Annotated in this window: 25 protein-coding genes and 2 tRNA genes; 17 read left to right on the top strand and 10 right to left on the bottom strand. The window is 66.5% G+C overall.

Features of this window, described 5'->3' with window-relative positions; translation table 11 throughout:
• The first annotated feature begins 99 nt into the window (after positions 1-99).
• The gene (locus tag EGY25_RS12410) at positions 100-771 is read left to right on the top strand and encodes a glycine zipper 2TM domain-containing protein (RefSeq protein ID WP_135195257.1); all 672 of its coding nucleotides are present in this window, start codon (positions 100-102) and stop codon (positions 769-771) included.
• A 138-nt stretch (positions 772-909) separates the two neighbouring features.
• On the opposite strand, the gene EGY25_RS12405 is transcribed toward EGY25_RS12410, so the two are convergent.
• From EGY25_RS12405 to EGY25_RS12385, 5 genes are all read right to left on the bottom strand, one after another.
• On the bottom strand, positions 910-1,641 hold the full coding sequence (locus tag EGY25_RS12405; RefSeq protein ID WP_135195256.1) for a TlyA family RNA methyltransferase: 732 nt from the start codon (positions 1,639-1,641) through the stop codon (positions 910-912).
• A gap of 151 nt (positions 1,642-1,792) precedes the next feature.
• Positions 1,793-4,639 (bottom strand): valine--tRNA ligase, encoded by a 2,847-nt coding sequence (locus EGY25_RS12400; protein WP_135195255.1) that lies wholly within the window; start codon positions 4,637-4,639, stop codon positions 1,793-1,795.
• 118 nt (positions 4,640-4,757) lie between these two features.
• Entirely contained in the window at positions 4,758-5,366 is a 609-nt protein-coding gene (locus EGY25_RS12395) for a DUF2497 domain-containing protein (RefSeq protein WP_135195254.1), read from the bottom strand.
• Between the two features lie 164 nt (positions 5,367-5,530).
• Positions 5,531-7,066 carry a TolC family outer membrane protein gene (locus EGY25_RS12390; protein WP_135195253.1) on the bottom strand — a complete coding sequence of 512 codons (1,536 nt, stop codon included), beginning with the start codon at positions 7,064-7,066 and terminating at the stop codon, positions 5,531-5,533.
• 138 nt (positions 7,067-7,204) lie between these two features.
• A complete protein-coding gene (locus tag EGY25_RS12385; protein ID WP_245159456.1) occupies positions 7,205-7,852 on the bottom strand; it encodes a protein-L-isoaspartate O-methyltransferase family protein in 648 nt (215 codons plus the stop codon).
• Positions 7,853-7,969: 117 nt separating this feature from the next.
• On the opposite strand from EGY25_RS12385, the gene EGY25_RS12380 reads away from it, so the two are divergent.
• Positions 7,970-8,043 (top strand) — tRNA-Cys (locus EGY25_RS12380).
• A gap of 48 nt (positions 8,044-8,091) precedes the next feature.
• Here EGY25_RS12380 and EGY25_RS12375 read toward each other — a convergent pair.
• Positions 8,092-8,925: a TrmH family RNA methyltransferase gene (locus tag EGY25_RS12375; protein WP_135195252.1), complete on the bottom strand. Its 834-nt coding sequence runs from the start codon at positions 8,923-8,925 to the stop codon at positions 8,092-8,094.
• A 42-nt stretch (positions 8,926-8,967) separates the two neighbouring features.
• Here EGY25_RS12375 and EGY25_RS12370 point away from each other — a divergent pair.
• The 7 genes from EGY25_RS12370 (at position 8,968) to mnhG (ending at position 15,249) form a co-directional block, all read left to right on the top strand.
• A tRNA-Asn gene (locus tag EGY25_RS12370) sits at positions 8,968-9,042 on the top strand.
• A 254-nt stretch (positions 9,043-9,296) separates the two neighbouring features.
• Positions 9,297-12,215: a monovalent cation/H+ antiporter subunit A gene (locus EGY25_RS12365; protein WP_135195251.1), complete on the top strand. Its 2,919-nt coding sequence runs from the start codon at positions 9,297-9,299 to the stop codon at positions 12,213-12,215.
• A complete protein-coding gene (locus EGY25_RS12360; RefSeq protein ID WP_209308043.1) occupies positions 12,212-12,556 on the top strand; it encodes a Na+/H+ antiporter subunit C in 345 nt (114 codons plus the stop codon). Before EGY25_RS12365 ends, EGY25_RS12360 begins: the two co-directional genes overlap by 4 nt.
• Entirely contained in the window at positions 12,553-14,148 is a 1,596-nt protein-coding gene (locus EGY25_RS12355) for a monovalent cation/H+ antiporter subunit D (RefSeq protein WP_135195250.1), read from the top strand. The genes EGY25_RS12360 and EGY25_RS12355 overlap by 4 nt, the downstream gene beginning before the upstream one ends.
• Positions 14,145-14,633 (top strand): Na+/H+ antiporter subunit E, encoded by a 489-nt coding sequence (locus EGY25_RS12350; RefSeq protein ID WP_135195249.1) that lies wholly within the window; start codon positions 14,145-14,147, stop codon positions 14,631-14,633. Before EGY25_RS12355 ends, EGY25_RS12350 begins: the two co-directional genes overlap by 4 nt.
• Positions 14,630-14,911, top strand: coding sequence for a K+/H+ antiporter subunit F (locus tag EGY25_RS12345; RefSeq protein ID WP_135195248.1), 282 nt, complete (start codon positions 14,630-14,632; stop codon positions 14,909-14,911). The genes EGY25_RS12350 and EGY25_RS12345 overlap by 4 nt, the downstream gene beginning before the upstream one ends.
• Complete coding sequence (gene mnhG, locus EGY25_RS12340) at positions 14,908-15,249, top strand: monovalent cation/H(+) antiporter subunit G (RefSeq protein WP_135195247.1); 342 nt, start codon at positions 14,908-14,910, stop codon at positions 15,247-15,249. The genes EGY25_RS12345 and mnhG overlap by 4 nt, the downstream gene beginning before the upstream one ends.
• Positions 15,250-15,356: 107 nt before the next feature.
• Here the strand turns inward: mnhG and EGY25_RS12335 are convergent, their stop codons facing one another.
• Positions 15,357-16,088, bottom strand: a complete 732-nt coding sequence (locus EGY25_RS12335; RefSeq protein WP_209308042.1) for a hypothetical protein — start codon at positions 16,086-16,088, stop codon at positions 15,357-15,359.
• Between the two features lie 111 nt (positions 16,089-16,199).
• On the opposite strand from EGY25_RS12335, the gene EGY25_RS12330 reads away from it, so the two are divergent.
• The gene (locus EGY25_RS12330; RefSeq protein WP_135195246.1) at positions 16,200-16,805 is read left to right on the top strand and encodes a TIGR00730 family Rossman fold protein; all 606 of its coding nucleotides are present in this window, start codon (positions 16,200-16,202) and stop codon (positions 16,803-16,805) included.
• A 105-nt stretch (positions 16,806-16,910) separates the two neighbouring features.
• A complete protein-coding gene (locus EGY25_RS12325; RefSeq protein WP_135195245.1) occupies positions 16,911-17,204 on the top strand; it encodes a CC_3452 family protein in 294 nt (97 codons plus the stop codon).
• A gap of 17 nt (positions 17,205-17,221) precedes the next feature.
• Here EGY25_RS12325 and gltX read toward each other — a convergent pair whose 3' ends face one another.
• A complete protein-coding gene (gene gltX / locus EGY25_RS12320; RefSeq protein WP_135195244.1) occupies positions 17,222-18,556 on the bottom strand; it encodes a glutamate--tRNA ligase in 1,335 nt (444 codons plus the stop codon).
• A gap of 104 nt (positions 18,557-18,660) precedes the next feature.
• Here gltX and EGY25_RS12315 point away from each other — a divergent pair, with 104 nt between their 5' ends.
• Entirely contained in the window at positions 18,661-18,924 is a 264-nt protein-coding gene (locus EGY25_RS12315) for a type II toxin-antitoxin system VapB family antitoxin (RefSeq protein WP_135195243.1), read from the top strand.
• On the top strand, positions 18,921-19,316 hold the full coding sequence (locus EGY25_RS12310; protein ID WP_135195242.1) for a type II toxin-antitoxin system VapC family toxin: 396 nt from the start codon (positions 18,921-18,923) through the stop codon (positions 19,314-19,316). Before EGY25_RS12315 ends, EGY25_RS12310 begins: the two co-directional genes overlap by 4 nt.
• Positions 19,317-19,328: 12 nt before the next feature.
• On the opposite strand, the gene dksA is transcribed toward EGY25_RS12310, so the two are convergent.
• Both dksA and EGY25_RS12300 read right to left on the bottom strand, forming a co-directional pair.
• A complete protein-coding gene (gene dksA, locus EGY25_RS12305) occupies positions 19,329-19,763 on the bottom strand; it encodes an RNA polymerase-binding protein DksA (protein ID WP_135195241.1) in 435 nt (144 codons plus the stop codon).
• 179 nt (positions 19,764-19,942) lie between these two features.
• Complete coding sequence (locus EGY25_RS12300; protein WP_135195240.1) at positions 19,943-20,368, bottom strand: flagellar assembly protein FliX; 426 nt, start codon at positions 20,366-20,368, stop codon at positions 19,943-19,945.
• Between the two features lie 183 nt (positions 20,369-20,551).
• Here EGY25_RS12300 and EGY25_RS12295 point away from each other — a divergent pair, with 183 nt between their 5' ends.
• From EGY25_RS12295 to EGY25_RS12280, 4 genes are all read left to right on the top strand, one after another.
• Entirely contained in the window at positions 20,552-21,673 is a 1,122-nt protein-coding gene (locus EGY25_RS12295) for a flagellar basal body P-ring protein FlgI (RefSeq protein WP_135195239.1), read from the top strand.
• 2 nt (positions 21,674-21,675) lie between these two features.
• The gene (locus EGY25_RS12290; protein ID WP_135195238.1) at positions 21,676-21,978 is read left to right on the top strand and encodes a rod-binding protein; all 303 of its coding nucleotides are present in this window, start codon (positions 21,676-21,678) and stop codon (positions 21,976-21,978) included.
• A complete protein-coding gene (locus tag EGY25_RS12285; RefSeq protein WP_135195237.1) occupies positions 21,975-22,412 on the top strand; it encodes a flagellar basal-body protein FlbY in 438 nt (145 codons plus the stop codon). The genes EGY25_RS12290 and EGY25_RS12285 overlap by 4 nt, the downstream gene beginning before the upstream one ends.
• Positions 22,413-22,500: 88 nt before the next feature.
• Complete coding sequence (locus EGY25_RS12280) at positions 22,501-24,078, top strand: EAL domain-containing protein (RefSeq protein WP_135195236.1); 1,578 nt, start codon at positions 22,501-22,503, stop codon at positions 24,076-24,078.
• Positions 24,079-24,287 lie beyond the last annotated feature (209 nt).

Here is a 24,287-nt window from a genome sequence, read left to right as displayed (position 1 = left end):
TGCCGTTCAGCTTCGGGGTCGTAAATCTCTCTGCAACGAGACACGAGGCTTGGCCGTTAACGATTGACGGAAACCGTTCGGTCCTCAGAGGGTTGGAAAATGCGTCTCACCAAAACATCGCTCGCCGCCGTCGCCGCCCTGGCGCTCGGCGTCACCGCCGCCCCGCTCACGGCGTCGGCGCAAGTCTATTATGGAAACGGCTACAGCCAGAACTACGGCACCGGCTCCTATGCTCCGTCCTACAACTACGGGCGTGGCTATCAGCAGTCCTACGACCCCTGCGCGCGTGAACGCCAGGGTCGTACCGGCGCCGGCGCAGTGATCGGCGGCGGCGCGGGCGCGGTCATCGGCTCGCAGCTGGCGGCGCGTGGTCGCCGCACCGAAGGCAGCATCCTGGGCGGCGTCCTCGGCGCCGTGGTCGGGTCGCAGGTTGGCCGATCCAGCTCGGACGCCTGCCGCAGCTACCAGAGCAGCTATGGCCAGAGCAGCTATGGGTCGAATGGCTACTACGCCCAGGGCTACAGCCAGCCCAGCTACTACGACGATCGCTACACCGGCGATCAGGGCTATCGTTACGAAGACCGTCGCGACGACTATGCCTACGACCGTGGCGGCTATTACGACGACCGCTCGCGCCCGGTCGAATCCTATCAGAATTCAGACGGATGCCGTCTGGCCGAAAGCCAGGTCCGTCTGCCCGATGGTCGCACGGACACCCGCTATGTCCGCACCTGCCCCGACCAGTACGGCCGCTATCGCGTCGTCGATTAATTTTCAGCCCCCCTGTCGATCGACGACGTGACGGGAGCCGCCGGAGGATCAGTCCTCCGGCGGTTTCTCTTTATTCTGAGGCTATCGCGCTTCGCGCTATTTGAGCCCGTGTTTGAGGGCTCCCGGCAGCAGGCCTGTTTAGCCCGGCTTCTTGGCCCACAACAGAAACTCGACATTGCCGTCGCCGCCGGTGATGGGGCTCTCGGTCGTCGCCTGCACGGTCCAGCCCATCGCCTCCAGCCAGTCCCGCACACGTTCGACGGCGGCGGCGTGGGCGGCGGGATCCTTGACCACCCCCTTCTTGCCGCCGCCGGGACCGTCGGCCTCGAACTGCGGCTTGACCAGGGTGATCAGGTCCGCCTCCTCAGCCGCCAGATCGAGCGCGACCGGCAGAACCTTGATCAGGCTGATGAAGCTGGCGTCGCACACGATCAGAGACGGCCTTTCCGGGATCAGGTCCGGCGTCAGGTCGCGCGCGTCGGTCCGCTCCAGACTGACCACGCGCGGATCGTCCGCCACCCGCTCATGCATCTGGCCGAACCCGACATCGACGGCGAACACCTGGGCCGCGCCGCGATCCAGACAGACCTCGGTGAAGCCGCCGGTCGACGCGCCGACGTCCAGCACCACCCGGCCCTCGACCGCCACGGGCCAGACGGTCAGGGCATGGTCCAGCTTCAATGCCCCGCGCCCGACCCAGCGGTGGGCGGGCTGAGCCTGAAGTGTCGCATCGTCAACGAACTGCTCCGAAGGCTTTCGCACAGCTACGCCGTTGGCGGCCACCAGACCCGCCTCGATCGCCGCGCGCGCCTGCGAACGACTTTCGAACAGGCCACGCGCGACCAAAAGCTGATCGATCCGCGTCCTCACGCCCTTCTCCCCTCGGGGGAGAAGGTGGCTCGCGGAGCGAGACGGATGAGGGGGCTGCCAAACTCGGACCGAACATCAACGAGGGGATCAGGCTGAACCAACCCCCTCATCCGGCCCTTTGGGCCACCTTCTCCCCCGAGGGGAGAAGGGGTCACAGCGACGCCAGACGCGCCAGCGCCGCCTGCAGCTTGACCTTGCCGGCTTCGGCTTCGGCCAGCTTGGCGCGCTGCTCGTCAACGACTTCGGGCGCGGCGCGCGAGACGAAGTTGGGGTTGCCCAGCTTCTTGTTCACATGGCCGATGTCGCTCTCGAAGGCGGCGATTTCCTTTTCCAGACGCGCCCGTTCGGCCGTCAGATCAATGATGCCCGTCAGCGACAGCGCGACCGTCGATCCGCCCGAAACGAAGGTCACCGCCCCGGTCGGCGCGGCCTCGGCCGATCCAACTTCGGACACCCGGCCCAGGGTCAGGATCAGGTCACGATGGCGCGCGATCCGTTCGGCCGTGACGGCGTCGGGTGCCACGAAGGCCAGCGGCGGCTTGGCCGCCGGCGGCACGTTCATCTCGGCCCGCAGTCCCCGGATTTCGCCGACCAGATCGACCAGCCAGCCGATCTCGGCCTCGGCCGAGGCGTCGATGAAGGCGTCGGGCAGCACGGGCCATTCGGCGCCGATCAGCAGGCCTTCCCGCGCCGGACCTTCCTTGCCCAGTTCGGCCCACAGCTCCTCGGTGATGAAGGGCATGACCGGGTGCAGCAGCTTCAAAGTCTGGTCCAGCGTCCAGGCGGTCATGGCCCGCGTCTCGGCCTTGGCGGCCTCATCGGCGCCGTTGAACACCGGCTTGGCCAGTTCCAGATACCAGTCGCAGAAGACGTTCCAGACGAACCGGTACAACGCCCCCGCGGCATCGTCGAACCGCCCGCCCTCGATGGCCTCGGACACGGCCCGTTCGGCCTTGGTCAGTTCGCCGCGGATCCAGCGGTTGATCGTCTGTTCAACCGTCGCGGGATCGAAGCCCTCGACGCGGCGCGCCTCGTTCATCTGGCTGAAGCGAGCGGCGTTCCACAGCTTGGTGCCGAAGTTGCGGTATCCCTCGATGCGTTGCTTCGACAGCTTGATGTCGCGCGTGCCCGACAGGATGGCCATGGTGAAGCGCAGCGGATCGGCGCCCAGTTCGTCGATGATGCCCAGGGGATCGATCACGTTCCCCTTGGACTTGCTCATCTTCTGGCCCTTCTCGTCGCGGACGAGGCCATTGATGATGACGCGCTTGAACGGCACTTCGCCGTCCATGAAATGCAGGCCCATCATCATCATCCGGGCGACCCAGAAGAAGATGATATCGGCGGCGGTGACCAGATCGCTGGTCGGATAGAAACGCTGCAGGTCGTCGGTATCGTCCGGCCAACCCATGGTCGAGAAGGGCCACAGGGCGGAGGAGAACCAAGTGTCGAGAACGTCCTCGTCGCGCCAAATCGGCGGCGCAATCTCCACGCCAGCGCCGTCGGAGATTAGCTGACTAGCCTCTCCAGCGGACGCAGCCAGTTGAACAGCTTCTCCGTAGTGGACTTCAGCGGCGGCTAGAGCTTCTTCTTCTGATTCAGCTACGAAGGTCTCCAAGCCAGCCATGTCCCAAGACCGGCTTTCTTGGTCGAAGGGGCGGCCATACCAAGCCGGGATCCGATGCCCCCACCAGAGCTGGCGCGAGATGCACCAGGGCTCGATGTTGCGCAGCCATTCGAAATAGATCTTCTCGTAGGACTTCGGCTCGAAGACCGTGTCGCCCTGCTCCACCGCCTTGAGCGCCGGCTGGGCCAGCGTATGGGCGTCGACGTACCACTGGTCCGTCAGCCACGGCTCGATGACGACACCGGAGCGGTCGCCGTGCGGGACGACGTGCTTCGTCTTCTCGATCTCGCGCAGCCATCCGGCCTCTTCCGCCAGGGCGACGATGGCCTTGCGCGCGGCGAAGCGGTCCATGCCTTCGTATTCGGCGGGGACGTCAGACGTATCGGCGGCGGTGATGCGACCGAAGGCGTCCATGATGTTCAGGGCGTCGAGCCCCGCCCGCTTGCCCACCTGGAAGTCGTTGAAGTCGTGCGCCGGGGTGATCTTGACCGCGCCCGAACCCTTGGTCGGATCGGCATAGTCGTCGGCGACGATCAGGATGCGGCGGCCAGTGATGGGCAGGATGACGGACTTGCCGACAAGGCCCGCATAACGCTCGTCCTCCGGGTGCACGGCCACGCCGGTGTCGCCCAGCATGGTCTCTGGACGCGTGGTGGCGACGACGATGAAGTCGCGCGTCTCGAATTCGGTCGCCTTGCCGTCCTCGTCGAAGGCGATGGGGTGTTCATAGGTCACGCCGTCGGCCAACGGATAGGCGAAGTGCCAATAGGCGCCGTCGACCTCGCGCTGCTCGACCTCCAGATCCGAAATGGCGGTCTGGAAATGGGGGTCCCAGTTCACCAGACGCTTGTCGCGATAGATCAGGCCTTCCTTGTGCAGTTGCACGAAGACCTTGCGCACGGCGGCGTTCAGCCCCTCGTCCAGGGTGAACCGCTCGCGCGACCAGTCGCACGAGGCCCCCAAGCGACGCAGTTGCTGGACGATGGCCCCGCCGCTCTCGGCCTTCCATTCCCAGACCTTTTCGATGAAGGCGTCGCGGCCCATGTCGCGGCGACCGACGTTGCCGGCGGCGGCCAGCTGACGCTCGACCACCATCTGGGTGGCGATGCCGGCGTGGTCCGTGCCGGGCAGCCACAGCACCGCCTTGCCCTTCATCCGGTGATAGCGGGCCAGGATGTCTTGCAGCGTGTTGTTCAGCGCATGGCCGACGTGCAGGCTGCCGGTCACGTTCGGCGGCGGAATGACGATCGAATAGGCGTCGGCGGCGCCGTCGGTCGCGGCGGCGGCGCGCGGCGCGAACAGGCCGCTCTCTTCCCACTGTGCGTACAGACGGGGCTCGGCGGCCTGGGGTTCGAAGGTCTTCTCAAGCATGGGACTTCTTTGATCGTTGTCGTGCGGCGCAAGCGGCGCGGCCGCACGGGGCCTCGAATGACAAAGGGCGGCCCCCAGCAGGAGCCGCCCTTCGATTAGTCTGCGGTGAAGCGAAGGGCTAGGCGCTGCGCGCGATGCGTTCGACTTCCTTTTGTACGGCCGCCTGGACGATGCCGGGCAGATTGTTGTCCAGCCAGTCCTTCAGCAAGGGGCGCAGCATCTCGGCGACCATGGCCTCGACGGTGTTGCCGCTGACGAAAGGCAGGTCGCCCGACGCGGCCTGCGCCGGCTCCGGCTTCTTGAAAGAGGCGGCCAGACCGGCAAAGGCCGAGGCGGCGCTGGCGGCGGCGCTGTCGCCGACCAGGGTGTCATAAGAGGGCGCAGGCTCGGGCGCCGATTCGGCATAGAACGGAGCGGGTTCCGGCTCGGGCTGATAGGGTTCAGGCGTGTGTTCGACCACGTCCAGGTCGCCGATGATCTCCGCTGGCGCTTCGTAGCGGTCGGTCAGTTCAAGCACGTCGTCCTCGACGGCGGCCGGTTCCGGCGTCGGCTCGACCGGGGCGGCGAAGATGGTCTCGGCCGCAAGCGGCTCGGGCACAGGCTCAGGCGTGGCTTCAGGCGCAGCTGCGGCCGGCGTCTCGGCCGGAGCGTCGTCTTCGGAGATGATCCGGCGAATCGACGCCAGGATCTCTTCCATGGTCGGTTCCTGGGCGGACTGATCGGTCATGGCGCAACCTTGGGCGAGGCCTGGGAAGAAGTTGGCTTACGGACTAAGCCGCACGCCGCGAAAGGGTCAGGTGCCGAACGACGGATCGTTCGGCGCCTATGCCATGTCGTCGCATCTTCGCCCGTTGGAATCAACGGGCGGTTTCGGTCCGTATTCGGCGACCGTCAGTTCTGCGGCGCGGTGCGGACGACCTCGCCTTTCAACTGCGTGTCGATCGGCGCATCGGCGGCGTCGGCGGCGGCGACGATCGGCGGCGAGGCCACGCGGTCCAGCGTCTCGATCACGCCATCCCACGGCAGACCGCCGCGCCCCTTGACCTGATCGTAGTTGGTCGCGGGATCATAGGCGTCGATGGAGGGGTTCAGCGCAGGACCTTCCAGCTGACCCATGGCGGCCAGCAGCGATGCGCGGGCCACATATTCGGCGGCGCGCGCGCTGGCCACCAAGGTCTGCGAGTTCCGCAGGGCCAGTTCCTGGTTCAGCACGTCCAGCGTGGTGCGCAGACCGACCTGGGCCTCCTGACGCACGCCCTCGGCGGCGACCGAGGCGGCGCGAACCGCTTCGCTGCCTGCCGACACCGTGGCGCGGGTGGACAGGACTTGGGCGTAGGCCGAGCTGACGTCCTGCAAGACGGTGCGGCGCTCGCCTTCGATGGAAATCTGAGCCGCATTGGCGCGTTCCAGCGCCTGGGCGACGCGCGAACGGTTCAGGCCGCCGGTGAACAGAGGCACCGACAGGGTAGCGCCGGCGGTGAAGCTGCGACGGTCGGCCAGTTCGCCGAGGTCGCCCAGATCGTTGGTAGAGCCGCCATAGGAAGCGGTTGCTCGCACGGACGGCAGATATTCCGAGCGGGCGGCGGCGACGGCCGCCTCTGCGCCTTGCAGCGTATAGGTGGCAGCCAAGACGCCGGGATTACGCTGAAGGGCGGTTTCGATGGCGACGTCGAAGTCGGTGGGCACGGCCGGCAGGGCTGGCGCGTCTTCCAGATCGCTAGGCGACTGACCCACGACAGCGGCATAGGCGGCGCGCGAGGTGGACAGCTGGGCCTGGGCGTTGGCCAGGTCGGCTTCCGACTGCGCCTGCGAGGCCTCGGCCTGGGCCACGTCGGTGCGGGTGATCTCGCCGACCTCGAAGCGAGCGCTGGTCTCTTCCAACTGACGTTGAAGGACGGTCAGGTTCTCCTGGCGGATGCGCAGGATTTCCATGTCGCGGGTCACGTTCACATAGGCCTGGATGACCGACAGCATGACCGACTGTTCGATCTCGCGCAGGTTCTCGCGGCCAGCCAGAACGCTGGCGCGGGCCTGATCGATGGCGCGCGAGGTGCGGCCGGCGGTCCAGATGTTCTGGCTCAGGCTGACGCCCACATTCGCGCCGTCGGTTTCCGATGAGGACGACGAAACCTGGGTGTCCGGCACGCCGTCGCCGTTGGTGTCCACGAACTGAGTCACGGCGGGGAAGTCGCTGCGGGTATAATCAACCCCCGCCGAGGCGCTGAGCGTCGGGCGCAGGCCCGAGCGAGCCTGGACCACCGTCTCATCCAGCGCGCGCTGGGTGGCGCGCTGGGCCAGCAGGTTGGGATTGGTCCGATAGGCCAGGGCGATGGCGTCCTGCAGCGTCTCGGCCCAGGCAGGCGCACCCAGTCCGGTCATCACGGCGACCACTGCGGCCGAAGCCAGCACACGCGAGCGTTTCAACATTGTCCGTCCTTGCCTGACGCCCCGAGGAACGCCCGAATGTTTCTCAGGCGTAACTGCGGCCTGACTGAACCACACGCCAGTTAAGTTTTCTTCACGGTTGCGAACGGGATTTCCGTCGCAACCGTGCGTCTTGTCGCCTTACAGCGCGAAAGTGGGGGCCGGCGTCAGCTCGGCAAGGACCGACGGCGACGAATCGAACAGTTCGCGGCGCGACAGGCCTTCGCGCGTCTGCACATACAGGGCCGCCTTGCCGATGGCCCCGCGACGCTCGACCACCACGATACGACCGCCGGGACGCAGGGCCGCGCCCCACGATTCGGGCAGGCTCTGCACGCCGCCTTCGGAAATGATCAGGTCCCAGCCCTCGCCGGTCGGCTGGGCCAGCGGCGCGACGACCGTTGTCACGCCCTCGGCCGCCAGGGCCTCGCCGACCACGGCGAAGACGCCCTCGTCTGATTCCTGAGCGGTGACCGTCACGCCCATGCGCGCCAGCACAGCGGCGGCGTAAGGGGCGGCGATGGCCAGCGCCTTCTCCCCTGCCCGCGCATCGACGGCCTGCAACAGCTTGGCGACGTCGCGGGCCGGCATCAGGCGACGTTCGCCGGCGATGACCACCGATTCTTCGGAATAGGCGGCGAAGGCGCGGTCGGGCGCGCAGAACTTTTCACGCGGCACGGCCATCATGGCCAGGTGAATGGCGCGATCGGTCACGTCGTTCACCCGCACCTGCGAGTCGACCATAGCCTTGCGCTCTGCGGTGAAATCCATCTGTAGGGCAGCCTTCAACGATAATCCGGGAGGAAAACTCGCGCGCTTATAGGTCCGTGCGTTGCAGCGGACAATCCGATCTGATAGCGAACGCCCCTCGCGATGACCGCCCCCGAGAAATCGGGGACCAAAAGCGGCCTGATGGCGGAGTGGTGACGCAGAGGACTGCAAATCCTTGCACCCGGGTTCGATTCCCGGTCAGGCCTCCATCGCGATGACACGGACGAAGGCCGCCCCTCGGGGCGGCCTTCTCGTTTTCAGCCCCGCGCCAGCGCCGTCGTCGTCAGATGATGCAGGGCCACCGCGCTGGTGGCGGCGACGTTCAGCGAATCGAACCCGCCCGCCATGGCGATGCCGATGGGCCGGCAGCGGTCGATCAGCTTTCGCGGCAGACCCGGCCCCTCCGACCCCAGCACCAGGGCGACCGGCCCCGACCGCCGATAATCCGACAGGCGCTCGGTCGCCGACGGCGTCAGGGCCAGCACCTCGACGCCCGCCTGTTGCAGCGCGTCCACGATGACCTCGGCCTCGGCAATGGCGAACGGCGTGCGCAACACGGCCCCGACCGAGACGCGAATGGCCTTGCGATAGAAGGGATCGCAGCAGGTCGCATCGAGCAACACCGCCTTGGCCCCGAAAGCGGCGGCGTTCCTGAACAGCCCGCCCATATTGTCATGATTGCCAATGCCACTGGCGACGACGAACACATCCTGAGGCCCCACATCCGCCAGCAGTTCGGCCAGCGACGGCGGCGCAGGCTTTTCGCCCAGGGCCAATATGCCCCGGTGCAGCTCGAATCCGGCGATGCGGTCCAGCACCGGCTGGCGCGCCACATAGACGGGCGTCGCAGACGGCAGGGCCTGGATCACATCCGTCAAAACCGCCACCCTCTTCTCGGCCAGCAGCAGCGACAGCGGCCGGCAGCGCGACGCCGCCGACGCCAGCCCACGCACCACCACCTCCCCCTCGGCGATGAACAGACCCTGGCGGCCCGTCAGATCGCGTTCGCGGATGTCTCGATAGGCCGCAACACGCGGGTCTTCGGGATCGTCGATAATTATCGGGTCGATTTGGTCAATTTCCCATTGCAAGATCAGAACAGGCGCTGCTATAGGCCCGCCTCCCGAGCATGTTCCGCGGTAGCTCAGTGGTAGAGCAGCCGACTGTTAATCGGCTGGTCGTAGGTTCGAATCCTACCCGCGGAGCCACTCGGGAGTAAAGGCCGCTGTTCTTACAGGCCTTTGACCTAAGTCCCTCCCAGACAAAGCAATATTCGCCAGGCATAGCCCGCCGGGCTGCTTGCCGTCGCCATCTCGCATGACCGCCGTCAAACGCCGCCGCGCCGTGGTGTCGCTTTGACGCGCCGCATTCCAGTTCGTAGGTGAAAGGCGATCAGAACCTTGCCGAACCTTGAGCGTTCGGCCATGCCAACCGCGAGACTTCGGAGAGACGCGCCGCCGTAATGTCCATCAGCTTCCTCCTCGTCATCATTCTCGTGCTGCCCTTCCTCGGCGCCATCGTCGCGTCCGGTCTGCCGCGTCACGCACGGACCTCTGCGGCCATCCTGTCCTGGGTCGTGGCATTGGTCAGCCTGGGGTGTCTGGCGGCGCTTTGGCCCATGTTCCAGGACGGAGAGACGCTGCGCTACGAGATCACCTGGCTTCCGTCGCTGGGGGTCAATCTGGTGCTGCGGCTGGACGGGCTGTCGTGGCTGTTCAGCGCCCTGATCCTGGGGATCGGCGCCTTGGTGGTGCTGTACGCCCGCTACTACATGTCGCCGAAGGATCCGGTGCCGCGCTTCTTCTCCTTCCTGCTGGCCTTCATGGGCGCGATGCAGGGGGTGGTGCTGTCGGGCAACCTGATCCAGCTGGTCGTCTTCTGGGAGCTGACCAGCCTCTTTTCCTTCCTGCTGATCGGCTATTGGCACCAGAATTCGGCCGCGCGCGAAGGCTCGCGCATGGCGCTGACGGTCACGGCGACGGGCGGGATAGCCCTGTTGGTCGGCATGATCCTGATCGGGCGGATCGTCGGCAGCTACGATCTGGATGTCGTCCTGGCCTCGCGAGACGCGATCCAGGAGAGCCCGCTCTATCTGCCGGCCCTGATCCTGCTGCTGCTGGGCGCCATGACCAAGAGCGCCCAGTTCCCGTTCCACTTCTGGCTGCCGCGCGCCATGGCCGCGCCGACGCCGGTGAGCGCCTATCTGCATTCCGCGACCATGGTGAAGGCGGGCATCTTCCTGCTGATCCGATTCTGGCCGGTCTTTGCGGGGACGGAGAGCTGGTATCTGATCGTCGGCGGCATGGGTCTGGCGACCCTGTTGCTGGGCGCCTGGTGCGCCATCTTCCAGCATGATCTGAAGGGCCTGCTGGCCTATTCGACCATCAGCCACCTGGGCCTGATCGTCCTGTTGCTGGGGCTGGGCAGCCCGTTGGGCTGTATCGCAGCCATCTTCCACACGGTGAACCACGCCACCTTCAAGGCCTCGCTGTTCATGGCCGCCGGCATCATCGACCATGAGGCCGGCACGCGGGACATGCGTAAGCTCAGCGGCCTGTTCCGCTTCATGCCCTTCACCGCGACCCTGGCCATGGTGGCGGCGGCGGCCATGGCGGGCGTGCCCCTGCTGAACGGTTTCCTGTCCAAGGAGATGTTCCTGGCCGAGGCGGTGGCCAGCGTGAACACCCACGGCCTGAACCTGCTGCTGCCCGCTCTGGCGACCTTGGCCAGCGCCTTCAGCGTCCTGTATTCGCTGCGCTTCATCCACACGACCTTCTTCGGCCCGCCGCCGACCAAGCTGGACCGCGTGCCGCACGAGCCGGTCGCCTGGATGCGGCGTCCGGTCGAGGTGCTGGTGGCGCTGTGCCTGGTCGTGGGCATCTTCCCGGCCGTAACGGTGGGTCCGTTCCTGAAGAGCGCCGCCGTCTCGGTGCTGGGCTTCGACCTGCCCTATTACAGCCTGGCCCTGTGGCACGGGTTCAACCTGCCGCTGGTGCTGAGCCTCATTGCCCTGGCGGGGGGCGTGGGCCTGTATGTCGTCTTCGGCAAGCGGATCAACGCCAATCCGCGCGGCGGGCCCTGGGGCTGGAAGCGGCTGAACGGCGGCTGGTTGTTCGAACGGGCGATGACCGGACTGTTCAAGGGTTCGGAAGCCTTGGTCCGCCTGTTCGGCGCGACGCGGCAACAGCCGCAGCTGCGCGCCATCGTCCTGGTCGCCCTGCTGGCGGGCGGTCTGGCCGCCATTGGCGCGGGCCTGGTCATCAGGCCGATCATGCCGACGCCGACCCTGGCGAACTGGGCCTTTGCGGGCCTGTGGCTGGTCGGCGCCAGTTGCGCGGTCGCGGCGGCCTGGCAGGCGAAGTATCACCGGCTGGCGGCCGTCGTTCTGATGGGCGGGGCGGGTCTGGCCAGTTGCCTGTCCTTCGTCTGGCTGTCGGCGCCGGACCTGGCCGTGACCCAGTTGCTGGTCGAGGTGGTGACCACCGTCCTTCTGCTGCTGGGCCTGCGCTGGTTGCCGAAACGTCTGGAGACCATCCGCCTGCCCCAGGCCATGGAGCGGCGTTCGCGTCGTCGCCGCCGCATCGACCTGGTCATCGCCGCAGCCGTCGGCACAGCCCTGGCCGCCATCTCCTATGCCGTCATGACGCGGCCCTCGGTCGAGGGGATTTCGCGCTTCTTCGTCGAGCACGCCTACAAGGACGCGGGCGGGCGCAACATCGTCAATGTCATCCTGGTCGACTTCCGCGCCTTTGACACCTTCGGCGAGATCACGGTCCTGGGCATCGTCGGCCTGACGATCTTCGCCCTGCTGCGCCGGTTCCGCCCAGCGGACGACACCCTGCCGGATCCCAGTCAGCAGAAGGCCCAGAACGCCTCGGACCGCGATCACGACACCCGCTCGGAAGGCGATACCCTGAAGGAGACCATGTTGATCCCGCGCGTGGTCATGCGCTGGATCTTCCCCTTCATCATCCTGCTGGCCGTGCACCTGTTCCTGCGCGGGCATGACCTGCCGGGCGGCGGATTCGCAGCCGGCGTAACCCTGTCGATCGCCTTCATCCTGCAGTACATGGCCTCGGGCGCCCGGTGGGTTGAGGAGCGGCTGGCCATCCGACCCATCTTCTGGATCGGCGTCGGCCTGGTGATCGCCGCGCTCAGCGGGATCGGGTCATGGGTGTTCGGCTATCCCTTCCTGACCTCCTGGTTCCAGTACGCGGACCTGCCGATACTGGGCCGCGTGCCCCTGGCCAGCGCCGTCCTGTTCGACCTGGGCGTGGTGATCCTGGTCGTCGGCGCGACGGTCCTGACCCTGGTGGCCCTGGCGCACCAGTCGCTGCGCAAGCCCAAACAAAGAGACGCCGAGGAGGGAGAGCCGTCATGATGGAACTGGTTCTCGCCCTCGCCATCGGCGTGCTGTCGGCCTCGGGCGTGTGGCTGCTGCTGCGGCCTCGCACCTTCCAGGTGATCATGGGGCTGTCGCTACTGTCCTATGCGGTCAACATCTTCATCTTCGCCATGGGACGGCTGAAGTCGGGCGCCCCGCCGGTGCTGAAGGGCGATGTGTTCGATCCCGCCCGCTACACCGACCCGACGCCCCAGGCCCTGGTGCTGACGGCCATCGTCATCAGTTTCGCTCTGACGGCGCTTTTCCTGGTGGTCATCCTGACCGCGCGCGGCATCACCGGCAGCGACCATGTCGACGGCAAGGAGCCCGACGCATGACCGACTGGCATTCCCACCTGATCATCGGCCCCATCGTCCTGCCGATGATCATCGCCTCGGCCATGCTGATGGCGAACGAGCGCCGTCGCATCCTGAAGGCCTCGCTCAGCCTGGCGGCCATGGCGGCCATTCTGATCATGGCGCTGATCCTGCTGCACGAAAGCGCCAATGGCGCGGTGGGCGGCGGCGACACCGCTCGCGTCTATCGCCTGGGATCCTGGGCGGCGCCCTACGGCGTCGTGCTTGTCGCCGACCGGCTGTCGACGATGATGGTGGCCCTGACCAGCGTTCTGGGCGGCTGCGCCTTGATCTTCGCCCTGGCGCGCTGGGACCGGGCCGGGCCGCGCTTTCATGCCCTGTTCCTGCTGCTGATCATGGGCGTCAACGGCGCCCTGTTGACCGGCGACCTGTTCAACCTGTTCGTCTTCTTCGAAGTGATGCTGGCCGCCTCCTACGGCCTGGCCTTGCATGGCTCGGGCGAGGCCAGGGTGCGGGCGGGCTTGATCTACATCGCCGTGAACCTGACCGCCTCTCTGCTGTTCCTGATCGGGGTCAGCCTGATCTACGGAGTGACGGGCACGCTGAACATGGCGGACCTGGCGACCAGGGTTCCGGCCATTGCGGCGAGCGACCTGGGCCTGTTCCACATAGGGGCGGCGGTGCTGGGCACGGCCTTCCTGGTCAAGTGCGCCATGTGGCCGGTCGGCTTCTGGCTGACCTCGACCTATTCGGCCGCCAGCGCCCCGGCGGCGGCGGTCTTCGCCATCCTGTCCAAGGTCGGGGTCTATGTGATCATCCGGCTCAGCCTGCTGCTGTTCGGCGCAGACGCAGGGGCCTCGGCCGGGTTCGGGCTCACTTGGCTGATGTTCGGCGGTCTGGCGACCATCGCATTCGGCACCTTCGGGCTGATCGCCTCGCGCGATCTGTCCCGCGCCGCCGGGTTCGGGGTGATGATCTCGTCGGGCACCGTGCTGGCGATCCTGGGCGTCGGCGACCCAGCGGCCCTCAGCGGCGCGCTCTTCTATCTGATCGGCTCGACCCTGGCCTGTGCAGCCCTGTTCCTGCTGGCCGAGATCCTGCAGCGCGGACGCGAGGCCGACGTGGGTGAGGCGCGCGCCGTCTTCGACGACGAATATCGCGATCCGTTCGACGATGAGGAACGCAACGAGCCCGGCCTTGTCATCCCGGCGGCGGTGGCGGCCTTGGGCGGCGCCTTCCTGATCTGCACCCTGATGGTGGCCGGGATGCCGCCCCTGGCGGGCTTCGTCGGCAAGCTGTCGATGATCAGCGCGTTGGTCGGCGTCGGCGGCGCGGCGGCCTGGACGCTGGTGGCGGTGCTGTCGGTGTCCAGCCTCGGGGCCCTGATCGGCCTGACCCGCCTGGGGGTCGGCGCCATCTGGACCCGCGACGAGGATGCGCCGGCGTTCGTCGTGGGCGCGGCCGAGCTGACGGCCGTCGCCGCCCTGCTCGGCGCCTGCGTGTTCCTGGCCATCTTCGCTGGGGCCGCGCTGATCTACACCGACCATACGGCGGCCTGGCTGGCCGAGCCGCAAGGCTACATCCACGCTGTCCTGGGCGGAGGCGGCCGATGAGACGCATCCTGCCCTACCCCGTCCTGTCGCTGGGCCTGTTCGTCGCCTCGATCCTGCTCAGCGCCTCGGTCGCCCCGCCGTCTCTGGTGCTCGCCGTGCTGCTGGCCCTGCTGGCGCCGATCATCATGCTGGCCCTGGGCGTGGATCGCGTGCGGCTGAAGGCGCCCAAGGCCATGGCGCGCCTCGCCATCGATGTCGCCGGCGACATCGTGCGCTCGAATTGGGCGGTGTCGCAGATCATCCTGGGTCGTCGTCGCCACGAGCGGACGTCCGGCTTCATCCATATCCCGCTGGACCTGCGTGATCGATATGGCCTGGCGGTCCTGGCCATCATCGTCACCTCGACGCCCGGCACCCTGTGGGTCGAGTACGAGTCCGCGACCGGCCGGCTGCTGCTGCATGTGCTCGACCTCGTGGACGAAGAGACCTGGGTGCGCCTGATCAAGGACCGATACGAGCGCCGGCTGATGGAGATTTTCGAATGACAGCGGCGGTGCTGACCTGGGGCCTGGGTCTGGCCCAGTTGATGCTGATCTGCGCCATGGGCCTGGCCGCGTGGCGCATCATCCACGGCCCGCGCGCCCAGGATCGCGTTCTGGGCATGGATACCCTCTTTCTGAACGGCATGCTTCTGGTGGTGGTGTTCGGCATCCGCACCAACAGCCAGCTCTACTTCGAGGCCGCTCTGGTGATCGGCATGCTTGGCTTCGCCGCCACCGTGGCCTTGGCCAAGTTCCTGATGCGCGGCGAGGTGATCGAATGACCGAGGCTCAGATCCCCGCATGGGCCGCCTTCGTCGTCGTGGGTCTGGCTGTCGCCGGCTCGGCTCTGTCGCTGCTGGGCGCCGTCGGCCTGACGCGTCTGAAGACCTTCTACGAACGTGTCCACGCCCCGACTCTGGGGGCGACCCTGGGCATGGCGCTGGTGCTGGCGGCGTCTGTGGTGTGGTTCACGGTGGTCGAGGGGCGGTTCATGCCGCGCGAAATCCTGATCGGCCTGTTCCTGACCGTCACCACGCCGGTCACCTTGATCCTTCTGGCCCGCGCCGCCCTGTTCCGCGACCGCACGGAAAAGGCGAAGGACATGCCCGACAAGGGCTGATCTGCGATCAAAAAGAAGCCCGGCGGGGGGCGCCGGGCTGAAATAAGGTTCGGTGATGGTGTCCCTAAGGACGATCCTCTTAGTTAACCGAATTGGTTTCCAAGTGGTTAACCGACCCGATCTGGCAGCCACGCCGACTGGCGACCGTTCGGCGCCACGGGCCAGGTGATCCGCCAGCCCTGCCCGGCCCTCTCAATGACGAAACCCGTCGCACCGCCTGCGCCCGGATAGTCGACGCTCTTGCCGTTCACCGTGATCGTCGCTGCGTCTGACTGCCCTGTGACGGCGCGCCACCGCCCGCGCCCGATCGCCGTCGCCGTCACGCCGACGCCGTTTATGGCCACGACGGGCGCGGCCCCTTCCGCCTGACCCGACGCCATCAGCGTGGCGCCGTCCGAATCCACCGCGTCCAAACCGCCCGCGCCGTCCAGACGGACAGTCGGCTGGCCTGCGGCGATCAACACGACTGGCCCCGCCCCGCCCTGGATGACCACCAATGTCTCGGGCGAGACGGCGGCGTCCTCGCCTACCTGCACCTCGGGCGTGAACCGCACATCGCCGTGCAGGGGCGGCAGCCGAAGCTCGAATCGGCCCGCCCCATCCGCGCTGGCGGCCACAGCAGCCGCACCCGGCGCACGCAACACGACGCGCGCGTTCGGGCCCGCCGCCCCGCGCACGACCAGCACCCCGCCATCACGGGTCACACCGTCGATCAGCGGCGGCCGGACCCAGGGCGAAGCTTCGTCCGCCCCTGTCGGCCCCGCCACGCCGCCTTGCGGGTCGGAACAGGCCGCCGCAGCCAGGACCGCGACACACGCGACGATCATCCGACGTTTCATCCTTCGCCTCTACGATATAGGACTGGCGACCCAGCGGCTTGAGCCTGTGTTAGCTTGAGCGCCGTCGGTTTGGCCATGGCCAGATCGGGTATTCGTTTTCTTCGAGGCTCCATGTCCCTGCCCCCCGTTTCGTTCCTGCCCTTCGACGGTTCGTCCGTCTGCCTGTTCTGCGGCTCCTCCGAAACCGCCGATCCCACCTATACCAAGGCGGCCTACGCCTTCGGAAAGCTTGCTGCCGAGGCCGGCTGGCGGCTGGTCTATGGCGGCGGCGGCGTGGGCCTCATGGGCGCATCGGCGCGCGGCGCGCATGACGCGGGCGGCCGGGTCGTCGGCATCATGCCGGCCTTCCTGCGCAGCCGCGAACGCCTGTTCGACGAGGTCGAGACCGTCGTCGTCACCTCGATGCACGAGCGCAAACAGCTGATGTACGATCAGTCGGACGCCTTCGTGGTCGCCCCCGGCGGCATCGGCACCCTGGAAGAAGTCGTCGAACTGCTGTCGTGGAAGCGGCTGGATCTGCACCACAAGCCGGTCGTCTTCCTGAACCTGAACGGCTTCTGGAACGGCTTCTTCGCCCTGATGAAACACAGCGTCGAGGAAGGCATGACCCCGCCTTCGTTCCTCGACGCCTGGACTGTCGCCGACACCGTCGAAGAGGCGATGGCCCAGGTTCAGGCCGGCGGCGACATGCCGCAGTTGAAACATGATCAGCGGTAAGTGATCGTCGCTAATATTCGCGCGACTACGTATTGACAGTTTTTATGGAAAACTGACATTGGGGCGCAGCGGCACGACGCCGTTCTTCATTTCGGAGAGTTTTCCATGCGCGCCCTGCTCATCGCCGCCGCCCTGTTCGCCGCCGCTCCGGCCGTCGCCCAGGCCCCCGCCGCCACCAGCCTGACCCTGGCCGACGCCGCCTCGGCGCCCGCTCGCGCCACCATCATCGACGGCGCGCGCTGGTCTTGCGAAGGCGCGACCTGCACCGCGTCGGGCGGCACGCCGCAACCCGCTACGCGCGCCTGCCGTCGCGTGGTTCAGAAGTTCGGTCCCGTGACCGCCTTCTCGTACAAGGGCGTCGAACTGAGCGCCGACGAACTGGCCGTCTGCAACGCCTGATCCGGGTCGAGGCGGCTTTAGGCCGCTTCGCCTCTCAGACGCCGTTGGATCGTTTCGCGACCAATCAGCGGCGCCATGGCCGCCATGTCCGGCCCATGCGGCTGGCCCGTCAGCGCCAGACGCAGCGGCATGAACAGCGCCTTACCCTTGGCGCTCGTCTCGGCCTTGACGGCCGAGGTCCACGCCGACCAGGCGTTCTCGTCAATCACGTCCGGCAGCAAACGCAGCGCCGTCTCGATGAAGGCGACGTCCTCGATCACCGGCTGGACCGGCCCCTGAACGATCTTCGCCATTTCAGCGATATCGGCGAACTTGTTCAGGTTGCCGCGCACCACCGACCAGAAGGTCTCGCCCAGATCGGCGCCCAGCGCCTGAAGACGCGGCTGGGCCGTCGCATAGTCCATCACATGCAGGGCCTGGGCGTTCAGCCGGTCCAGATCCGCCGTGTCGTAACGGGCCGGCGACCGACCCATCTTGGAGAAGGCGAAGCTCTGGCCCAGAGCCTCGACCGAGGCGCCGACTTCCAAGGGATCTGACGTTCCGATACGGCCCAGGTGGCTGGTAATGGCGATGGGCTCATAGCCCTGGTCGCGCATGTCGCTGATCGACAGCGAACCCAGGCGCTTGGACAGAGCCGCGCCGTCGGCGCCGACCAGCAGCGGCATATGGGCGAAGCCCGGAACCGTCGCGCCGAGAGCTTCGAAGATTTCGATCTGTGCGCCCGTGTTGGTGACGTGGTCCTCGCCCCGGATGATATGGGTGATGGCCATGTCGATGTCATCGACCACCGACGGCAGGGTGTAGAGGAACAGACCGTCCTCGCGGATCAGCACGGGGTCCGACATCGAGGCCGTGTCCACCTCGGCATGACCGCGCGCCAGATCTTCCCAGGCGACCCGCTTGCCTTCCAGCTTAAACCGCCAATGCGGACGACGGCCCTCGGCCTCGTAAGCGGCCTTCTGGTCTTCTGTCAGCTCAAGGGCGGCGCGGTCGTAGATCGGCGGCAGGCCGCGCGACAGCTGCACCTTGCGACGCCGGTCCAATTCGTCGGCCGTCTCATAGGCGGGGTACAGCCGGCCCGAAGCCTTCAGTTTGGCGGCGGCCTCCTCATAGCGGTCGAACCGCTTGGACTGGTTGTAACGCTCGTCCCACAGCATCCCCAGCCAGGTCAGATCGTCTTCGATCCCCTGTTCGAACTCAGGCGTGGAGCGCGCCAGGTCGGTGTCGTCGATCCGCAACACGAACGACCCGCCCTGCCCCTTGGCGAACATCCAGTTCACCAGGGCGGTGCGGACATTGCCGACGTGCAGCTTACCCGTGGGAGACGGGGCGAAACGGACCTTGACGGACATGGATAGACGACCTCGAAAGCGAGGCGGCTAGGTCGCCCCGCAACCCGGCGAAGTCAAGGCGCGGGTTGGATTGAGCAGCTTGTCATGATAGATTTCCATTTGTCATGAATGCGCCTGTCCAGATCAGAAAGCCCGAAGTCGCCGAACGGCTGCGTGAACTTGCACGTCTTGAAGGCAAGTCCATCACCGACCTGGTCGAGGAGATGGTCAGAGAGCGGGACGAACGGCTGGTCGCCAGACGTGAGGCTGAAATCGAGGCCAAGCTCGCCGCAGTCGAGGAAATCGTCGCCCATTTCAACAGCCTGCCGATCGTTGGCCCGTTGCTTACCGACGATGACTTTTATGACGAAGACGGCCTGCCCAAATGATCGTGGTCGATGCCTCCGCCCTGGTGGCGGTGCTTCTGCGAGAACCGGAAGACATGGCGTTCCGTCGGTTCATGGCGCGGGAAACAGACCTGTTCATGTCGCCTGTCGGCTATTGGGAAGCGGCCACGCGTTTGAGAGCACTGCGCGGTGAGGCCGGCGTCGCGGATCTGGATCTCGTGATCGCAAGTTTGGGAATACGGATTGCCCCCGCCACATCACGCACGACGTCTCTGGCCGCAGGCGCTGAACGAGACTTCGGAAAGCGCACGCCCGCCAACCTCAATCTCGGCGACTGTTTCGCCTACGCCTTGGCCAAGGAAAGCGACGCCCCCTTGTTGTTCAAAGGCGACGACTTCAGCCAGACCGACGTGATCCCGGCCCTTTCCGCCTGAACGGGCTGAATATCAGTCGTCGCGGTGGACGCGTTCGCGGCGTTCGTGTCGTTCCTGGGCTTCGACCGACAGGGTCGCCGTCGGGCGGGCTTCCAGGCGACCCAGGCTGATCGGTTCGCCGGTGTCCTCGCAGTAGCCATAGGAGCCGTCCTCGATCCGGCGCAGGGCGTCGTCGATCTTGGAGATCAACTTGCGCTGGCGGTCACGGGTGCGAAGCTCAAGGGCGCGGTCGGATTCCGAAGAGGCGCGATCCACCAGATCGGGATGGTTTTCGGTCTCGGCCTTCAGATTGACCACCGTGCCTTTGGACTCGCGAAGGATCTCGTCCTTCCAGTCCATCAGCTTCTTCTTGAAATAGGCTTGCTGCCGTTCGTTCATGAACGGCTCGCTGTCAGACGGCCGATACGGGCCGGTATCGTCGGACACAACGGACGCCAAAGCGTTCATCGATCTCACGCTCTCTAACACGCCCCCCTGTGGCGTAGATGGCCGTATAGTCAGCCTGTCGAGTCGCGGCAACGTGGTTCTCGATTCCGTGATCCGATTACGGCGATCCGAGGGCTTACAGTGACAAATGTCACTCACCTGGGAAGCTTAGCCGACTGAGATTAGGCGATTTTTCCGCCTCAGCCCCGTTTCCCGCGCATTTCAGCCTTCGCCAGTTCCACGGAGGCCCGCAGGTCGATCTGGTCCAGAAGGGCGCTCAAATCCGCATCACCGTCGTCTGTGCGCTCCTCGCGCAGGGTTCGCGCCAGCTGATCCAGCGAGCCTTCGTCCGCATCGCCTGTCAGAAGCGCCAGCTTGAGTTCGTCCAGTCGGTCCAGAAGACCGCCGCCCCGTCGGATCGCTCGGCGACGCTTCTCAAGCGGCCCCTCGATCCCTTGCAGAGCCATAAGGGCCGAAACGTCAGAGACGCCGCCGGTCGCAGAGCTGGCCGTCGCGGCTGAAGGCGACGCCGCAGCCGGCGACTGGCCCAGCGAAAAGCCGCTGGCGGATCGCGTCGTGCGTGTGCTTGCGGGCGTGCTGACGCCGTTTGGGCCGACAACCTTCATGCGTAGGTGCTCCGCGTCATGACCCCATGCATGACGGGCGGCGGTGACTGTTTGGTTAACGCCCCGGCAAATCCTGCCGCTTCAATACCGCTACAAAGCCAGCCGACGTTGAATTCATGTCGTTAATTATCCGGCATGATCCTCGCAGGGAAAGAGGCGTAACCTTGCGTGGACGCCTGACCGATGCAAAATCTGCTTGCCCGCCTCATCGCCTCCGTCGCCGCGACGATCATCGTCGCCGGCGGTGCGACTTCGGCGCTGGCCCAATCGCAATCCCGCATCAAGGACATCGTCGCCGTCGAGGGCGTGCGCGGCAACCAACTGGTCGGCTACGGCATGGTGATGGGGCTGAACGGCACGGGCGACAGCTTGCGCAACTGCCCCTTCACCCGTCAGTCGCTGGAAGGCATGACCGAGCGGCTGGGCGTCAACATCCGCGGCGCCAACGCCAACACCAAGAACATGGCCGCCGTCATGGTCACCGCCGACCTGCCCGCCTTCGCGACGCCCGGCTCGCGCGTCGATGTGTCGGTCGCCTCCATGTGCGACGCCAAGAGCCTGCTGGGCGGTTCGCTGGTCGTCACCAGCCTGCAGGGCGCGGACGGTCAGGTCTATGCGGTGGCCCAGGGGTCGGTTCAGACCGGAGCCGTCTCGGCCTCCGGTGGATCGGGTTCGTCAGTCACGCGCGGCGTGCCGACCGCCGGCCGGATCGCCTCCGGCGCGGTGGTCGAACGCGAGACCGGCTTCCAGATGGCCAATATGAATGAGGTGCGCCTGAACCTGCGCAACCCCGACTTCACCACCGCCCAGCGTGTCGCCGCCGTGGTGAACGCAGCCTACCCTGGTTCAGCCCTGGCCGAGAACGGGACCGTGGTCGCCCTGCGTGCGCCGGGACAGTTGGGCATGGCCGGCTTCATCAGCCGGATCGAGAACCTGGCGGTCAGCGTCGACACCCCCGCCAAGGTCATCATCGACGAGGTCAACGGCGTCATCGTCATGGGCGACGCCGTCCGCATCTCGCGTGTCGCCATCGCCCAAGGCAATCTGACCATCTCGGTGGACGAACAGCCGTTCGTCAGCCAACCCGCGCCGTTCAGCCAGGGTCAGACCGCCGTCGTGCCGTCCACCCAGGTCAGCGTCGAAGAGGACCTGGGCACTCAAATGCGGATGGTCGGCGGCGGGGCGAATCTATCCACCCTGGTCAACGGCCTGAACGCCCTGGGCGTCAGCCCGCGCGACATGATCAGCATTCTTCAGGCCATCAAGGCCGCCGGCGCCCTCCAGGCCGACATCGAGGTGATGTGAGCATGAGCGACCTGACCGTCTCCCCCGATCTTCTGCGTCCCGCTGCGGCCGCGCCCACGGCGCCGAACCGCGACAAGATCGAGGAAACCGCCAAGGCCTTCGAGGCCACCTTCATCTCGCAGATGCTGAAGCCGATGTTTGAAGGCCTGTCGACCGACGGCCTGTTCGGCGGTGGCCAAGGCGAGGCGACATGGCGCAGCTTCATGCTGGACGAAATGGCCAAGAGCACGGTCAAGGCCGGCGGCATCGGCCTCAGCAACACCGTCATGGCCGAAATGCTGAAGATGCAGGAGGGGCGGCAATGAGCGACACCGAACTGGCCCAGGCGCGCGTGCGTCAACTGACCACCCTGACGCTGCGCCTGACCGAGCGCTTGGAAGCCGAGACCCTCGCCTTCGCCGATGGCCGCCCCCAGGACGTCGCGTCAGGCTTGGCCGAGACCCAGGAGATGGCCAATCTCTATCGTCGCGATTCCGCCCACGTGAAGGCGAACCCCGCTCTGCTGAGCGGCGCGCCGCTCGAAGATCGCAAGACCCTGATCGACGCCACCCGCGCTTTCGACGCCGTCCTGACCCGCCATGGTCGCGCCGTCGACGCCGCACGCCAGATTTCAGAGGGCCTGGTCCGCGCCATCGCGGCAGAGGTCACCGCCGCCCGCACGCCGGCCTCCGCCTATGCCGCCGATGGGCGTGCCGCGTTGGGCGACGGGCGCGCCGTCGCCATCAACCGGATGGCTTGAGGGGCGACGTCGTCGACGCTGCAAATCACGGTTCGCGTCCTAAGCATTATTGCCTATTTTTTAAGCGACTGCGTGTCAGCATGGCTTCATGACGCTGACCACCCGCCTCCTAGGCTTGGCCTTCGCATCCGCCGACACATTGGTGGAGGTGGACGCCAAGGGCGTTGTCTCCTTCGCGATCGGCGCCGGTGCTGTGGCGGGCGAGGACGCCGGCGCGACCTGGACCGGTCGCCCCCTTCTCGATCTGTTGCACGATGGCGCATCCACCCTGACGGCCCTGCGCAGCATGAAGTCCGGCGTGCGCATTCCCTCCACCTCCATCCTGGTGGCGGCAGGTCCCGACCGCGTGCGGCGCGCCTCTTTCAGGGCTTTCGTCCTGCCGCAGATGGCGCCGGCCGTGTCCTGCGCCATCTCCTACGAAGGCCCGGCCTTCGCGCTCGAAGATCTTGAAACCCGTCCTCTGCTGGAAGCGGAGGAATTCCTGGCCGACGCCGGGCGGGTGCTGGACGCGAACACAGACCTCGCCCTGTCCTTCCTAGACATTCGCGGTCTGGAGAACGTCAGTGGCGACGCTGCGGACCGTCTGAACCGCCGCATCGAGGCGACCTTGCAATCGGCGGCCATCGACGGCTCGGGCGCGGCCCAGCTGACCGGCGTGCGTTTCGCCCTGCTGCGTCCCGCCAACGACCGCCGCGACATCGCCGCCGAGATCATCGAGGCCGGACGTGCCGAAGGTCTGTCGCTCGGCGCCGAAGCCTTCAGTTCGCCCGTGCCGCCGGGATCGGATTCCCTGTGCGTCCTGCGCGCCATGCGGTTCGCCATCGAGGGCTGTCTTAAGGGCGACGGCCTGATCAATCCGCAGATCGCCTTCGCGGACTCGCTGAAACGCACCTTCCGCGACGCCGAGACCTTCCGCAGCCTGGTCAAGTCGCGCGAATTCCAGGTCCACTACCAGCCCATCGTCCACCTCGACTCCCGCGCCGTCCACCATTTCGAGGCCCTGACCCGCTTCAACGGAAATACCGGCCCGGCAGACGCCATCCGCATGGCCGAGGAGCTGGATCTGATCGAGTCCTTCGATCTCGCCGTGGCGGAAAAGGTGCTGAAACGGATGCGCCAGTCGGGCGCCGGCCTGCTGAAGATGGCGATCAACGTCTCGGGCGCCTCGCTGGGCGACGACTCCTATGTCGAACACCTGCTGCGCATGACCGCCGGCGCGCCCGAGGAGCGCCGACGCCTGATGGTGGAAGTCACCGAGACCTCGGCCCTCGCCGACATCGAGGCCGCCGACCGTCGCCTGGCCGCCCTGCGCGAATCCGGCATCAAGGTCTGTATCGACGATTTCGGCGCCGGCGCCGCCGCCTTCGACTATCTTCGCAAACTCTCGGTCGATGCGGTCAAGATCGACGGCGCCATCGTGCGCGACATCCAGACCGACGAGCGATCCAAGGCCATGCTGCACAGCATCGTGGAACTGTGCCGCTCGATGAAGCTGGAAACCATCGCCGAGATGATCGAGACCGACGGCGTCGCCGCCGAGCTGAAGGCCGCAGGCGTCGAATACGGTCAGGGCTGGCTGTTCGGCCGCGCCGAGGCCGAACCGCGCACGCAACTCAGCAGCCCCTCGATGGTCCGCCGCAAGGGCGCCGTAGAGGCCTGGGGGTGACGGCTTGAGGCGGCAACCGTGGCCTAGCCATCCTATCCCCGTCTGCAAAGACTAGACAGATCATAGACTTGACTTCAACCATCGACAATCGACCTGTCATGGGGTCAAGCCGTGCGATGATGATCCGTTCGGTCTTTGAAAACTCAAACCCATCCAGAAGTTGGACTCGTTAGACTCGTTGGACTGTTTTTTCTGACTTGGAGTCCAAG

Origin of the sequence: Brevundimonas intermedia, assembly GCF_004614235.1 — a bacterium.
GTDB lineage: Bacteria > Pseudomonadota > Alphaproteobacteria > Caulobacterales > Caulobacteraceae > Brevundimonas > Brevundimonas intermedia_A.
Note: the sequence above shows the minus strand (reverse complement) of the source record. Positions and strands in the feature narration are given on the sequence as shown.